We start from the raw sequence: 13,299 nt of genomic DNA on the forward strand, positions 1-13,299 counted from the left end.
AGTGCTGGTGGAGCGGAGTGGGCCGGGGCCGCTTGAACCGCCGGACCACCCGATGGGCCGATTGCTATGCCGTACGGTCCCACGACGCCAACCGTTCACCCGCACTCAGGGTCTTCGCAACCACTTGACCGAACCAAAACGCGCCCTTCGCCAACCCGCCCACCTGCTCAGATCTGGTGCCCGTCGTCACACTCCCGGCTGCCTGACGACTCCGGGCGACGACGGGAAGGCGACGACAGGCCTTGGCGCGGCGCCCCCGTACTGGACCGCTCCACCAGTCGCGTCGACAACTCGGTGCGTGTGCCCTCCGGTTGGTCGCCCTCCATCATCCGCACCAGCAGCCGGAGCGCCGTCTGCGCCATCTCCGACAGCGGCTGACGGACCGTGGTGAGGCCGGGAGTCGCCCACTGGGCCTCGGGGAGGTCGTCGAATCCGACCACACTGATGTCGTCCGGCACCCGCAGCCCCCGCTCGGCCAGGGCCGCGTACGCCCCGAGGGCCATCTTGTCCGAGCAGACGAACACGGCGGTCGGTGGCTCGGGGAGGTCGAGCAGCTGGAGCATGCGGTGATGGGCGGTGGTCTCCATGAAGTTGCCGTAGCGGACGTACTCCGGTCGGTACGGGATCTTCGCGGCCGCCAGCGCCGAGCGGTAGCCCGCCACCCGGGCGCTGCTGCACATCTTGCGCCGGTACCCGGCGATCACCGCGATCCGCTCGTGCCCCAGGGACAGCAGATGGTCGGTGGCGGTCATCCCGCCCTGCCAGTTGGCCGCGCCGACCGACACGACGCCGGGCGGCGGTTCCAGGACCGGGTCGATGAGCACGAACGGGATGCGGTGCTGGGTGAGCCAGGAGTGCTGGGCGGGGGACAGCTCGGCCAGGTTGAACAGCACGCCCGCGGAGCCCCGGGCGGTGAGCTTGTCGAACCAGCCGCGTTCGGGACGGACGCCCCGGGTGCGGGTCTGGCCGGCCGAGACCACGACCTCCAGGCCGGCGTCGTGGGCGGCCTGCTCGACACCGTGCAGGACCGCGCCCGACCAGGAACTCTCCAGGGAGTGGACCACCAGGTCGACCATGCGCGGCGGCTTCGACGCCTCGAACCGGGGCCTGCGGACGTAACCGAGCCGGTCCAGCGCCTCGGTGACCCGGCGCCTGGTCTCCGGGGCCACGTCCTCCCGGCCGTTGACCACCTTCGAGGCCGTCGGCACGGACACCCCGGCCTCGCGTGCCACCACCGCCAGCGTCGGCCCGGCCGTCGCGCTCCCGCCACGCACCATCGCGACTCCACCTCTCAGGCCCCGTCCCGAGGGCCGGTGAAATTTTCGAACAGCGTCGCTCGCACGACGGAGGCGTCCATCGCGTAGCAAGCGCTTCCTACGGTAAGCCCAACTCAACACGGCGGGAAGAAGCAGGGATTCACAGGACCGCCCAGGTCAAAACTTTCGAAACTTCGAACAAGTGGGGTCCGGGGAGTGCCGGGCTGCGCGGCCACGGCCCCGACGGCGGCGGACACGACCGGCTGGGCTTGCGCACCCCGACGTACGCCGGACGGGCCCCCGTCCCCCGAACGGCCGTCAAAGGCCCGGCACGACCGGAATACCGCGAAGGGATGTGGTGCTCTGAGGTGGACGACGACGTTCCACGAGCGGGCGGGCGTGAGGAGCTGGTGCGATGACGGCAGACCGGCAGGGCCCCGTGGTCAGGACGCCGTACGGCCTCGTACGCGGCGCGTACGAGTACGGGGGCGAGAGCCGGAGCGGGGGCGAGGGCGGGAGCGGGGGCGAGAGCCGGAACGGGGACGAGGGCGGGAACGGGGACGGGGACGGCAGCGGCAACCGGATCGCGGTGTTCCGGGGCATCCCCTACGCGGCCCCGCCCTTCGGCCCCCGCCGGTTCCGTCCGCCGGTCCCGCCCGAGCCCTGGACGGAGGTGCGGGAGGCCGTCGCCTTCGGGCCGACTCCTGCGAAGCCGCCGTACTCGGAGGCGTTCGCCCGCTATCTGTCGGACCCCGTCGTCCCGGGCGACGACTGCCTCAACCTGAACGTGTGGACGCCGGACCCGCGCCCAGGGGCCCGGCTGCCGGTCATGGTCTGGATCCACGGCGGGGCCCTCACCCGGGGTTCGTCGGCGGTGCCGGTCTACGACGGCGCCGCCTTCGCCCGTGACGGTGTGGTGCTGGTGTCCCTCAACTACCGCCTGGGAGTGGAGGGTTACGGCCTCTTCCCGGACGCCCCGCCCAATCTCGGGCTGCGTGACCAGCTGGCCGCGCTGGAGTGGGTGCGGGAGTCGATCGCCGGGTTCGGCGGCGACCCGGACCGGGTGACCCTGGCCGGTCAGTCGGCGGGAGCCATCAGTGTCGGCGCGCTGCTGGCCGTCCCCCGTGCGCGGGGCCTGTTCCGGCGGGCCGTCCTGCAGAGCGGGCCGCCCGAGGCCCTGGACCGGGACAAGGTGCGCCGCATGGTCCGCCGGATGGCGACCCGGCTGAAGATCCCGGCGACCGCCGAGGCCTTCGCCGTCGTGGACCGGTCCGCTCTCGTCGAGGCACAGGCGGAGGTCGGCCGCCTCAGCAGTCCGGTGCTGGGCGGCCCCGCCTTCGGCATCGTCGTCGACGGCGAGCTGCTGCCCACGGATCCGCTGGAGGCCCTGACCGAGCACGGCGCGGCCCCGGGGACCGACCTCCTCATGGGCTGGACCCGTGACGAACACCGCCTCTGGCTCGTCCCCGGCGGCCTTCAGGAACGCGTCGACCGTCTCGGCGCGGTCGCCCTGGCCGGCGCGCGCGCCCGCTGCCGCTGCGGGCCCGAGCTGCCCCGCGGCTACCGCGACCTCCACCCCGACAAGGGAACCGCCGACCTGGTCGGCCAGCTCGTCACCGACCACCTCCTGCGCGTCCCCCTGCACCGCGTGGCGGACGCCCGCCTCGGCCAGGCCCGGTCCTACCTCTACGAGTTCGCCTGGCCCTCCGGCGTCCCCGCCCTCGGCTCCTGCCACGCCCTCGAACTCGGCTTCGTCTTCGACACGGGCGACACCTCGGCCTCCGCCAAGCTCGCCGGCGAGAATCCCCCGCGCGACCTGGCCGCCGCCATGCACACCGCCTGGGTCCGCTTCGCGACGGAGGGCACCCCCGGCTGGCCCGCCTGGGACCCCACCCACCCGGTCCGCGTCTTCGACACCCCGGACACCCCGGCCACTCCGGACGCTCCGGAGGGCCCCCGGATGGTCTTCGGCCCCTACGACCCCGAACTCGCGCTCTGGGTCGCGGACACCCGGCGCCCCCGGCGGGTGCAGGGAGGGGGAACCTTCGTCACCTCCGGCGGGGGCCCGCGCCCGGCCCTGCGCCGCTTCCGCCGCAGTCCGTGAGGGCGGCCCGGCCGGCGCGCGCTCCGCAGGCCCTCGACTCCCGGCACAGCCGGATCCAGACCCACGCCCACCTGGGACGCACCCGGTACCTCCTCGGGGATCCCGCGCAGGCGGCGCACCACCTGAGGACCGTCCTGACGGCGGCCCGGGAGAGCGGCGAACAGGACAGCGAGGCGTGCCGACCCGTACGGCCTCCCCTGCCGACACGACGGCCGCGGCCGATCCCGTCGATCACGGCCGGCGGGCCGCTCGGCCGTCGCTGAGTCACCCTCCTAGCCGTGCCGTGCGCCGGGCTCGGCGGGGCCGTCGTCCGTGGGCGTGCGGGGTTGGGTGTGGAGGACCTCGCGGGCCTGTTCCGCGGCGCGGACGGTGCTCTCGCTGACGAAGTCGAGGAAGCGGGCGACGTTCTCCAGACGGGCCGCGGCGGGTGTGCCGCTGCCGAGGACCCCGACGCCCTCACGGGCGGTCTCGACGAGCCGGGCGATGGCGCGGGCGCTGGCGATCATCGACTGGTACCAGACGTCGTCGTCGACGACGTAGCGTTCGCGGCGGCGCTCGCCCTGCTCCCGGCGGACCATCCCCTGGCCGTCGAGGAACGTGATCGCCTTGGAGATGGACGCGGGGCTGACCTGGAGGCGCTGGGCCAGCTCGGACGCGGTGAGGCTGCCGCTGTCGGTGAGGGTGAGGCAGGCCATCACCCGGGCCATCATCGTGGGCATGCCGGAGGCCATCATGACGGTCGTGAACGTCTCCTCGTACTCGCGTACGGCCTCGGCATCGCGCCCATGGGCCTGCTCGGGCGCCTGTGCCGTGAGCGGTGTGGTCCGGCGACGGCGGTGGGCGCGGCGCTCGGTCGCGCGATGGGCCAGCTCGGCGCGGTAGCCGGTGGGGCCGCCGTTGCGCGTCACCTCGCGGGTGACCGTCGAGGTCGGACGGTCGAGCCGTCTGGCGATCTCCGCGTAGGCGAGTCCGTCGGCCAGCCCCTGGGCGATCTGCCGACGTTCCTGCTGAGTGAGCCTGCCTCCCGGCATCGCTGTCTCCTTCGTGCTCCGTCTCGTGCCCCGTGGTGTCCAGCCTAGCGTTCACTCTCATTTCATTGCAACGAAAGCGTGTGGCGCGTTGCGTTAGATTCAGAAACATTGCAACGATTTAGGTGCCTCTACCTGCTCATTCTTTCAATCTATGCAACAAGTATGTTGCTCGATCCGTGAATGCAACGTAGCTTTTCCATCGTCAGAAACGAAGACGTGAAGGAGAGAACGATGCACACCTTCGACACCCCCGCCCCGATCTCCGCGGTCCTGAACATCTCGGCCGGACGCGTACGGTTCATCGCCGCCGACCGGGCCGACACCATCGTCGAGGTCCGGCCCGCCGACGCCGCCAAGGGGCGTGACGTCGAGGCCGCCGAGCGGACGACGGTCGACTTCCGCGACGGGGAGCTGCGGATCGAGGCCCCGAAGGCCAAGAACGAGCTTTTCGGCCCCTCCGGAACCCTGGAGGTCACGGTCCGGCTGCCCGCAGGCTCCCGCGTCGAGGCCACGGCGGCCGCCGCCGAGTTCCGCGGCGTCGGACGACTGGGCGACGTCTCCATCGACGGCGCGCACGGCTCGGTCAAACTCGACGAGGCCGCGAGTGCCCGTCTGGTCCTGCTGGCCGGCGACGCCCTGGTCGGCCGCCTGGACGGCCCCGCCGACATCACCAGCGGCAAGGGCGACCTGCGCGTCACCGAGGCCGCCGGCGGCACCGTCACCCTGCGCACCGGGCACGGCGAGATCTCCATCGGCGCCGCCGCCGGGATCTCGGCCTCCCTGGACGCCTCCACCTCGCACGGCCGCATCCGCAACTCGCTCAGGAACGGTGAGGGAGCCGCCGCGCGGCTCGACATCCACGCGACCACCGGCTACGGCGACATCACCGCCCGCAGCCTCTGACCCGCAGGCCCCCGGGCCCCAGCTTTCGAAGGAGCGAACCATCGTGACCGACCCGGCCATCGCGGCGTACGGGCTGCGCAAGTCCTACGGCGACAGGACCGTCCTCGACGGCGTCGACCTGGCCGTCCCCGAAGGGACGATCTTCTCCCTGCTCGGGCCGAACGGTGCCGGCAAGACCACCGTCGTGAAGATCCTCTCCACCCTCATCGGCGCCGACGCCGGCCAGGCCCAGGTCGGCGGACACGACCTCGCGGTGGACCCGCAGGCGGCCCGCGCCGCGATCGGCGTCACCGGCCAGTTCTCCGCCGTCGACGGCCTGATCACCGGCGAGGAGAACATGCTCCTCATGGCCGACCTGCACCACCTGCCCAGAAGCCGAGGGCGCCACGTCACCGCCGAACTCCTGGAACGCTTCGACCTCACCGAAGCCGCCAAGAAGCCCGCCTCCACCTACTCCGGCGGCATGAAACGCCGCCTCGACATCGCCATGACCCTCGTCGGCGACCCCCGCATCATCTTCCTCGACGAACCCACCACCGGCCTCGACCCCCGCTCCCGCCACACCATGTGGCAGATCATCCGCGAACTCGTCACCACCGGCGTCACCGTCCTGCTCACCACCCAGTACCTCGAAGAAGCCGACCAGCTCGCCGACCGCATCGCCGTCCTGCACGACGGAAAGATCGCCGCCGAAGGCACCCCCGAAGAACTCAAACGCCTCGTCCCCGGCGGACACGTCCGCCTCCGCTTCACCGACCCCACCGCCTACCGCCGCGCCGCAACCGCACTGCCCGACGCCACCCGCGACGACGACGCTCTCGCCCTCCAACACCCCAGCGACGGCACCCAGCGCGAACTACGCGCCCTGCTCGACCAACTGCACGCAACAGACATCGAGGCCGACGAACTCACCGTCCACACCCCCGACCTCGACGACGTCTTCTTCGCCCTCACCAACACCACCACCCTCCCCACCCAGCCCAACCCGTCCAAGGAGACCGTCCGATGAGTGCCCTGTCCCTGGCCGTGCGCGACTCCACCACCATGCTGCGCCGCAACCTCCTGCACGTACGCCGCTACCCCTCCCTCACCCTGAACCTGCTGCTCACCCCGATCATGCTGCTCCTGCTCTTCGTCTACATCTTCGGAGACGTGATGAGCGCCGGCATCGGCGGCAGCGACCGCTCCGACTACATCGCCTACCTCGTCCCGGGCATCCTGATGATGACCATCGGCGGCACCGTCGTCGGGACCGCGGTGTCCGTGGCGACCGACATGAACGAGGGCATCATCGCCCGCTTCCGCACCATGGCGATCCACCGCGGCTCCGTCCTCGTCGGACACGTCGTCGGCAGCGTGCTGCAGTCCCTCGCCAGCGTGGCCCTCGTGGGTGTGGTCGCCGTGGCCATCGGCTTCCGGTCCACGGACGCGACGCCCCTGGAGTGGCTGGCGGCGTTCGGACTGCTCGCGCTGTTCTCCCTGGCCCTCACCTGGATCGCGGTCGGCATGGGCCTGGTCAGCCCCAATGCCGAGGCCGCCGCCAACAGCGCACAGCCGCTGATCCTCCTGCCCCTGATCTCCAGCGCCTTCATCCCGGCCGACACCATGCCCGGCTGGTTCCAGCCGATCGCCGAGTACCAGCCGTTCACGCCGGCCATCGAGACCCTGCGCGGGCTGCTCCTCGGCACCGAGATCGGCCACAACGGCTGGCTCGCCCTCGCCTGGTGCCTGGGCCTCGCCGTACTCGGCTATTTCTGGTCGGCCGCCCGGTTCGACAGCGACCCGAAGTAGCGCGATGCCCGGCACGTACACCACCGGCCACCAACCACCGGCCACCAGCGACCGGCCACCTGTCTCCGCTCCCCGCTCCCCGCTCCCCGCAAAGGGTGCGGGGAGCGGTGCGACCGGCCACGGACCGTCTCGAAGTGGCGGAGGTGTGACGGGTGGGCCGGGCCTCTCAGACCAGTGTCCGCGCGATCGCCGAGATGGCCTCGGGTCCCACCCGGCAGCATCCGCCGATGAGCCGGGCCCCGGCCGCCCGCCACCCCAGCACCTGTTCCGTGGTGAACGTGGACCGCCCGGTCCAGGACCGGGCCGACGCGTCCCAGGTCTCGCCGCTGTTCGGATACACGACGACCGGTTTTCCGGTGACCCGGACGGCCGTCTCGATCGCGCCGTCCACGTCCTCGGACGCGCAGCAGTTCACCCCGACGGCCACGACCTCCTCGGCGTCGGCGGCGAGCGCGAAGGCCTCCTCCAGCGGCTGCCCGGCGCGGGTGCGGTCACCGGCGACGGTGTACGACAGCCAGGCGGGCACGTCCAGACCGCGCACCGCCCGCAGCAGGGCCTCGGCCTCGTCCATGTCCGGGATCGTCTCCAGGGCCAGCACGTCGGGGCGGGCGGCGGCCAGCACCTCCAGCCGGGGCCGGTGGAACCGTTCCAGCTCGGCCACGCTCAGCCCGTACCGGCCCCGGTACTCGGAGCCGTCCGCGAGCATGGCCCCGTACGGGCCGACCGAGCCGGCCACCAGCAGCGGGCGCGTGCCGCCGCGGGCCCCGGCCTCCGCCGCCGCGTCCGCGGCCAGCCCGATGCTCAGGGCCATGAGTTCGGCCGCCCGGCCGGCGTCGATCCCGCGCTTGGCGAAGCCCGCGAAGGTGGCCTGGTAGCTGGCGGTGATCGCCACGTTCGCACCCGCCTCGAAGTAGGCGAGATGGGCCTCGGTGATCGCCTCCGGGCTCTCCGCGAGCAGCCGCGCCGACCAGAGCTCGTCACTCAGGTCGTGCCCGGCCGACTCCAGCTGGTTGGACATGCCGCCGTCGAGAACGAGGACGTCGGCCGCCAGGGCCGCGGCGAAGCGGCCGGGCGGAGGGCCGGGGACAGGAGAGGGGCTGCCGGGTGCGTAGCTGGTCATGCCGACGACGGTAACCGAGCCGCGGGGGCGGACCCACCCCCCATGTGTCCATTCCATGAACAGATCGCCCACCATGTGGAATGCGGCGATACGATCGCGCCCTCCCCTTCCCCGCTCATCCCCCGGGAACCGCCATGACCACCACCAGTACCCCCGAGGCCACCGAGCCCGAACCGGCCCCGGCCGCCGACGCCGAGGCGACCCCGGCCTCCGGGCCGGGCGCGGGAGAGGCCGCCCCGGGCCGGAAGTTCGGCGTCGTGGCGGCCACCGCCCTCGTCATGGGCAACATCATCGGCGGCGGCATCTTCACGCTCCCCGCCGCCGTCGCCCCGTACGGAACGGTCAGCCTGCTCGCCTTCGGTGTGCTCTCCGTGGCCGCCGTCCTGCTGGCGCTGCTCTTCGGGAAGCTGGCCAGGCGCAGCCCGGTCACCGGTGGCCTCTACGTCTACCCGCGCGACGCCTTCGGCCCCTTCGCGGGCTTCCTGTCGGCCTGGTCGTACTGGACGATGTGCTGGGTCAGCATCGCCGCGCTCGCCGTCGGTGTGGTCGGCTACGTGGACGTGCTGATACCTCTGGGCGACAGCAAGGTCGTCCTGGCGCTGGTGGCCCTGGCCGCCCTGTGGCTGCCGGCCGCCGCGAACTTCGCGGGCACCCGCTATGTGGGCGCCGTGCAGATCGTCTCCACCGTGCTGAAGTTCGTACCGCTGTTGCTGGTGGCCACCATCGGCCTGTTCTTCGTCGACGCCGACAACTACGGCCCGTTCAACGCCTCCGGCGAGAGCGCGCCCGGTGCGCTCGCCGCCGCCGCCGCGCTCCTGCTCTACAGCTTCCTGGGTGTCGAGTCGGCCGCCGTCAGCGCGGGCGAGGTCAAGGACCCCGAGCGCACCGTGGGCCGCGCCAGCGTCCTCGGCACGCTCGCCTCCGCGCTGGTCTACATCCTCGGCACGGTCGCGGTGTTCGGCCTGGTCCCGCACAAGGAGCTGGTGGAGTCCGGGGCGCCCTTCGCCGACGCCGTGAACGCGATGGCCGGCGGCAGCTGGGGCGGCACGGTGATCGCGTCGGTCGCCGTCGCCTCGATCGTCGGCTGCCTCAACGGCTGGGTCCTGCTCAGCGCCCAGATGCCGTACGCCGCCGCCCGCGACGGCCTCTTCCCCGAGCGCTTCGCCCGGGTCGGCAAGGGGGGCGTGCCCGGCTTCGGCGTCCTCGCCACCGCCGTCCTCGGCACGCTGCTGATCGTGATCAACTACGCGGACGACCCGGACACCGCCTTCCGCGTCCTGGTCCTCATCACCACGTTCACCGGCTGCGTCCCGTATCTGCTGTCCGCCGCAGCCCAGCTGTACTGGCTGGCCAGGGGCACCCGCGAGCGGGTCCGCCCGGCCGGACTGGTCCGCGACCTGATCGTCGCCGCCCTGTCCTTCGCCTTCTCCTTCTGGCTGATCGCCGGCGCCGGCTACGCGGCCGTCTACCAGGGCGCCCTGTTCCTGTTCGCGGGCATCCCGGTCTACGTGTGGCTGCGGGGCCGGCAGGAGGGCACCGAGGAGACGGGAGCCGAGAGTGCGCCCGAGGGCGGGGCGGAGGCGGTCGCCGAGTTCCGGGCCTGAGCCGCAGCGCAGGAGCACACCTCCGTACCGCGCCCGGCACGGCCGGGCGCGGTACGCGGCTCAGCCCGCGGCCGCGTGCCGGCCGCCGCCCCTGCGCCGGTCCTTCCCACGGCGGCGGGCCACCGGAACCAGCAGCGCGCAGAGCCCGCCGAGGGCGAGCGCGTACGGCCACCAGCCGAGTCCGGAGTCGGCGGAGGCGCTCAGCGTGCGCGTACGGGTCTCGATGGCACCGGCACCGGCGGTGCTCTCGGCCGACGGCGCCCGGTGCGCCTTCACCCTGGTCAGAACGACGTCGTTGCCGTCACCGCCCCGGTAGGAGATCCGGTACGTGTGCTCGGCCGGCCTCACCTCGGCGCCCTCGGGGAGCCCGGTGAACGTACCGGTGGTCCGGCCCTTCCCCCGGTGGTCGATCACGGTGACCCGCGCGCCGGGACGGTCGTCGGACGTCAGCGCCGCGAGATCCAGTCCGCCGGCGAGCCGGGCCGACCCGTTCACCCTCAACGGCCGGTCGCGCAGCACCAGTTCGCCCTTCGCGGTCTGGGTGTAGCCGCCGGTCACCGTGAGCCCGGCCACGACCACGCCCGCGTTGGTCACCGCCCCTTTCACCGTGCCCCTGCCGGACAGCGACCTGGTCACTCTCAGTCCGGCCGTGCCCACGTCGAGCCTCGCCCCCACGGTGGTGAGCCGAATGGTCCTGCTCCGGCCGAGAGTCGCTCCGTCCCGGAGCGCCAGCGTGCCCTTCGTGACGGTCGTCGCTCCGGTGTAGGTCACCTCGCCACCGGTCAGGGTCGTGGTGGCCGTGCCCGCCTGGGTGAGCGAGCCGCTGCCGCCGACCCGCGACAGGGTCACCGGCTTCTCGACGTTCCGGACGATCAGCGAGCCGTCGTCGATCACCCGGCAGAGGCCGCCCGCGGTGTGGAGACCACCGTCCCCGCCCGGCCTGCCGCTGCCCAGCCGCAGCACCGCGCCCTTCTCGACCGTCGTCGACCCGTCGTAGTACTGGACGGCGGCGAAGGTGACGTCGTTGCCCCGGGTCCCCGCGATGACGACGTCCCCGGCGCCCGGCGCGGAGAGCGTGTCGTGGAAGCGGCCGCCGCCGATGGGGGCGCCCAGGGTGACGGGCCCGTCGTAGTCGAAGGTGAGCCGTGAACGGGAGCGCGCGGCGAGGAGGTTGATGTAGACCGTCTCGGCGGTGCCCGGCATGAAGATCTTGTTCGTCGTCCCGTCGCCCCACTGGACGTTCGCGCCCTTGATGTTGGTGCCGCGCTTGTTCACGTTCTTGCGCGCCGGCGTCCAGTTCAGGGCGGGGTCGCTGAGCGAGGGGTCCGTGTCGCCGCCCCGGTCCGACCAGCTGTACTGGCCGGTGAGGATCACCTTGCCGCCCGGCCGGGACTGGACGTTGATGTCGCTGCCGTACTCGCGCTGGTAGAAGTCCATGCCCTGGGTGACGGTCTGGCCCAGCGGGGTGTCCACGGTCCAGGTGCCCTGGTTGAGGACCTTGCGCGCGTGCGGTAGCGCGGTCGCGAACTCCGGGCGCCCGGCGTTCACCTGCGTGCCGTTGTCGATGACGCCGGTGAAGGGGTGGGTGCCCGACAGGTCCCAGGTGGCCCACAGGAACCTCGGCTGGCTGACCAGGCCGGAGCCGCTGATGGTCCCCAGGTTGTACGGGACGTCCTTCAGGGCGAGCCGCAGGGTGCCGTCGACGCGGATGTTGTTCTGGTTCAGCCGGAACGCGGGGGTGCCGTACGGGTAGTGGCCGATCACCCCGGTCGCGCCGCTGTTCCCGTACTGGAGGGTCGCGCCCCGCTCGACGGTCACGGCCGGCGGGTCCGGGCGAGTGACGGTGACGTACGGGTGGTTGCCGCCGAGGATCCGCACGCGCTGCCGCTGCCGGGACTTCGGCAGGGTGAAGTCGCTGTCTCTGGTGAGGACCAGCGTGCCGGTGCCGCGCACGGTGAGGGTGCCGGTGCCGCTGAACACACCGTCGTACGTGGTCGTCCCCGGCGGCACGGTCACCACCGTGTCCCCGGTGAGCGTGACGTTCCGCCCGGCCAGCACGTCGGGGGTCGCGTCGCGGGGTCCGGCGGCGGTGGCGGTGGGGGCGCCGAGCAGCAGGGCGGTGACCGCCAGGGCTCCGGCGGCGGCCGCTGTCTTGTGGGTTTGGCTGTGCACGGCATCGGAGACGGTCCGGGGCTCACGCCGATAACAGAAACTTCGCGGGGGTCCGGCTTCTCCCCATCGGTTCGTTCCTGTGAGCTTGTGTTCGTCTCGCCCGACCCGTTGACCTGGACGTAACACGCCCTTACCTTTTCGCCGTTCGCCATGACCGATCTTGTGCGAAATGTCGAACGATTCTGTTTTCTTTTGTCTCCCCCCACCGTGCAGCACTCTGCAGAGAGGCAGACCGCGTGAGCCGCGAGCACGAAGTCCCCCAGCCCCCCGACCGAAGGCTGCTCCTGAAGGGAGCCCTGGCCGCCGGCGCCTTCGCCGCGCTGCCCCCCGCCGCCGCCCACGCGTCCCCCGGCCGGCCCGCGTACGTCAATCCGCTGGTCCGCAACCGCGCCGACCCGCACATCAACCGGCACACCGACGGTTTCTACTACTTCACGGCGACCGCGCCCGAGTACGACCGGATCATCCTGCGCCGCTCCCGCACCCTGCGCGGGCTGTCGACGGCCACCGAGTCCGTGATCTGGCGCAAGCACGCCACGGGCGTGATGGGCGCGCACATCTGGGCGCCGGAGATCCACCGCATCGACGGCAAGTGGTACATCTACTTCGCCTCCGCGCCCGCCGAGGACATCTGGGCCATCCGTATCTGGGTGCTTGAGAACTCCCACCCCAACCCCTTCAAGGGGACGTGGGTCGAGCGCGGTCAGCTGAAGACCGCCTGGGAGACCTTCTCCCTGGACGCCACCACCTTCACCCACCGGGGCTCCCGCTACCTCGCGTGGGCACAGCACGAGCCCGGGATGAACAACAACACCGCCGTCTGGCTCTCGAAGATGGCCGACCCGCTGACCCTGACGGGTCCTCAGGTGCGGCTGACGACACCGGAGCTGGACTGGGAGGTCATCGGCTTCAAGGTCAACGAGGGCCCTTCGGTCATCAGGCGCAACGGCCGTCTCTTCATGACGTACTCGGCCAGCGCGACCGACTTCAACTACTGCATGGGCCTGCTGACCGTCGACGCGGACGCCGACCTCATGGACCCGGCCAACTGGTCCAAGTCCCCGACCCCCGTCTTCACCAGCAACGACACCACCAAGCAGTACGGGCCGGGCCACAACAGCTTCACCGTCGCCGAGGACGGCCGCACCGACGTCCTCGTCTACCACGCCCGCCAGTACAAGGACATCGTCGGTGACCCGCTCAACGACCCCAACCGGCACACCCGTGTCCAACGCCTGGGCTGGAAGCCCGACGGCACCCCTGACTTCGGAGTCCCCGTAGCCGACACGACCACCCCGAACACCAGGTAAGGAGAGCT

General features: G+C 72.0%; 10 protein-coding genes. 6 read left to right on the top strand and 4 right to left on the bottom strand.

Annotation, left to right across the window (positions count from 1 at the left end):
• Positions 1–167 precede the first annotated feature (167 nt).
• Positions 168–1,277, bottom strand: coding sequence for a LacI family DNA-binding transcriptional regulator (locus ACZ6BB_RS01705; RefSeq protein WP_471613336.1), 1,110 nt, complete (start codon positions 1,275–1,277; stop codon positions 168–170).
• A gap of 394 nt (positions 1,278–1,671) precedes the next feature.
• Between ACZ6BB_RS01705 and ACZ6BB_RS01710 the strand changes: the two genes are divergently transcribed.
• A complete protein-coding gene (locus tag ACZ6BB_RS01710; protein WP_471613337.1) occupies positions 1,672–3,360 on the top strand; it encodes a carboxylesterase/lipase family protein in 1,689 nt (562 codons plus the stop codon).
• 272 nt (positions 3,361–3,632) lie between these two features.
• Here ACZ6BB_RS01710 and ACZ6BB_RS01715 read toward each other — a convergent pair whose 3' ends face one another.
• Entirely contained in the window at positions 3,633–4,391 is a 759-nt protein-coding gene (locus ACZ6BB_RS01715; RefSeq protein ID WP_471613338.1) for a GbsR/MarR family transcriptional regulator, read from the bottom strand.
• A 231-nt stretch (positions 4,392–4,622) separates the two neighbouring features.
• Here ACZ6BB_RS01715 and ACZ6BB_RS01720 point away from each other — a divergent pair, with 231 nt between their 5' ends.
• Genes ACZ6BB_RS01720 through ACZ6BB_RS01730 form a run of 3 tightly spaced genes read left to right on the top strand, consistent with a single transcriptional unit; the run spans position 4,623 to position 7,085 of the window.
• Complete coding sequence (locus ACZ6BB_RS01720; RefSeq protein ID WP_471613339.1) at positions 4,623–5,294, top strand: DUF4097 family beta strand repeat-containing protein; 672 nt, start codon at positions 4,623–4,625, stop codon at positions 5,292–5,294.
• 43 nt (positions 5,295–5,337) lie between these two features.
• Positions 5,338–6,303, top strand: coding sequence for an ATP-binding cassette domain-containing protein (locus ACZ6BB_RS01725; RefSeq protein ID WP_471613340.1), 966 nt, complete (start codon positions 5,338–5,340; stop codon positions 6,301–6,303).
• The gene (locus ACZ6BB_RS01730; RefSeq protein ID WP_471613341.1) at positions 6,300–7,085 is read left to right on the top strand and encodes an ABC transporter permease; all 786 of its coding nucleotides are present in this window, start codon (positions 6,300–6,302) and stop codon (positions 7,083–7,085) included. The genes ACZ6BB_RS01725 and ACZ6BB_RS01730 overlap by 4 nt, the downstream gene beginning before the upstream one ends.
• A gap of 166 nt (positions 7,086–7,251) precedes the next feature.
• Here the strand turns inward: ACZ6BB_RS01730 and mmuM are convergent, their stop codons facing one another.
• Complete coding sequence (mmuM, locus tag ACZ6BB_RS01735) at positions 7,252–8,205, bottom strand: homocysteine S-methyltransferase (protein ID WP_471613342.1); 954 nt, start codon at positions 8,203–8,205, stop codon at positions 7,252–7,254.
• Between the two features lie 134 nt (positions 8,206–8,339).
• Here mmuM and ACZ6BB_RS01740 point away from each other — a divergent pair, with 134 nt between their 5' ends.
• The gene (locus ACZ6BB_RS01740) at positions 8,340–9,809 is read left to right on the top strand and encodes an amino acid permease (RefSeq protein ID WP_471613343.1); all 1,470 of its coding nucleotides are present in this window, start codon (positions 8,340–8,342) and stop codon (positions 9,807–9,809) included.
• Between the two features lie 60 nt (positions 9,810–9,869).
• Here ACZ6BB_RS01740 and ACZ6BB_RS01745 read toward each other — a convergent pair whose 3' ends face one another.
• Positions 9,870–11,981 (bottom strand): autotransporter, encoded by a 2,112-nt coding sequence (locus ACZ6BB_RS01745; protein ID WP_471613344.1) that lies wholly within the window; start codon positions 11,979–11,981, stop codon positions 9,870–9,872.
• Positions 11,982–12,217: 236 nt separating this feature from the next.
• On the opposite strand from ACZ6BB_RS01745, the gene ACZ6BB_RS01750 reads away from it, so the two are divergent.
• A complete protein-coding gene (locus ACZ6BB_RS01750; protein ID WP_471613345.1) occupies positions 12,218–13,291 on the top strand; it encodes a glycoside hydrolase family 43 protein in 1,074 nt (357 codons plus the stop codon).
• Positions 13,292–13,299: the final 8 nt, after the last annotated feature.

Source organism: Streptomyces sp. NPDC041108 (genome assembly GCF_055592645.1).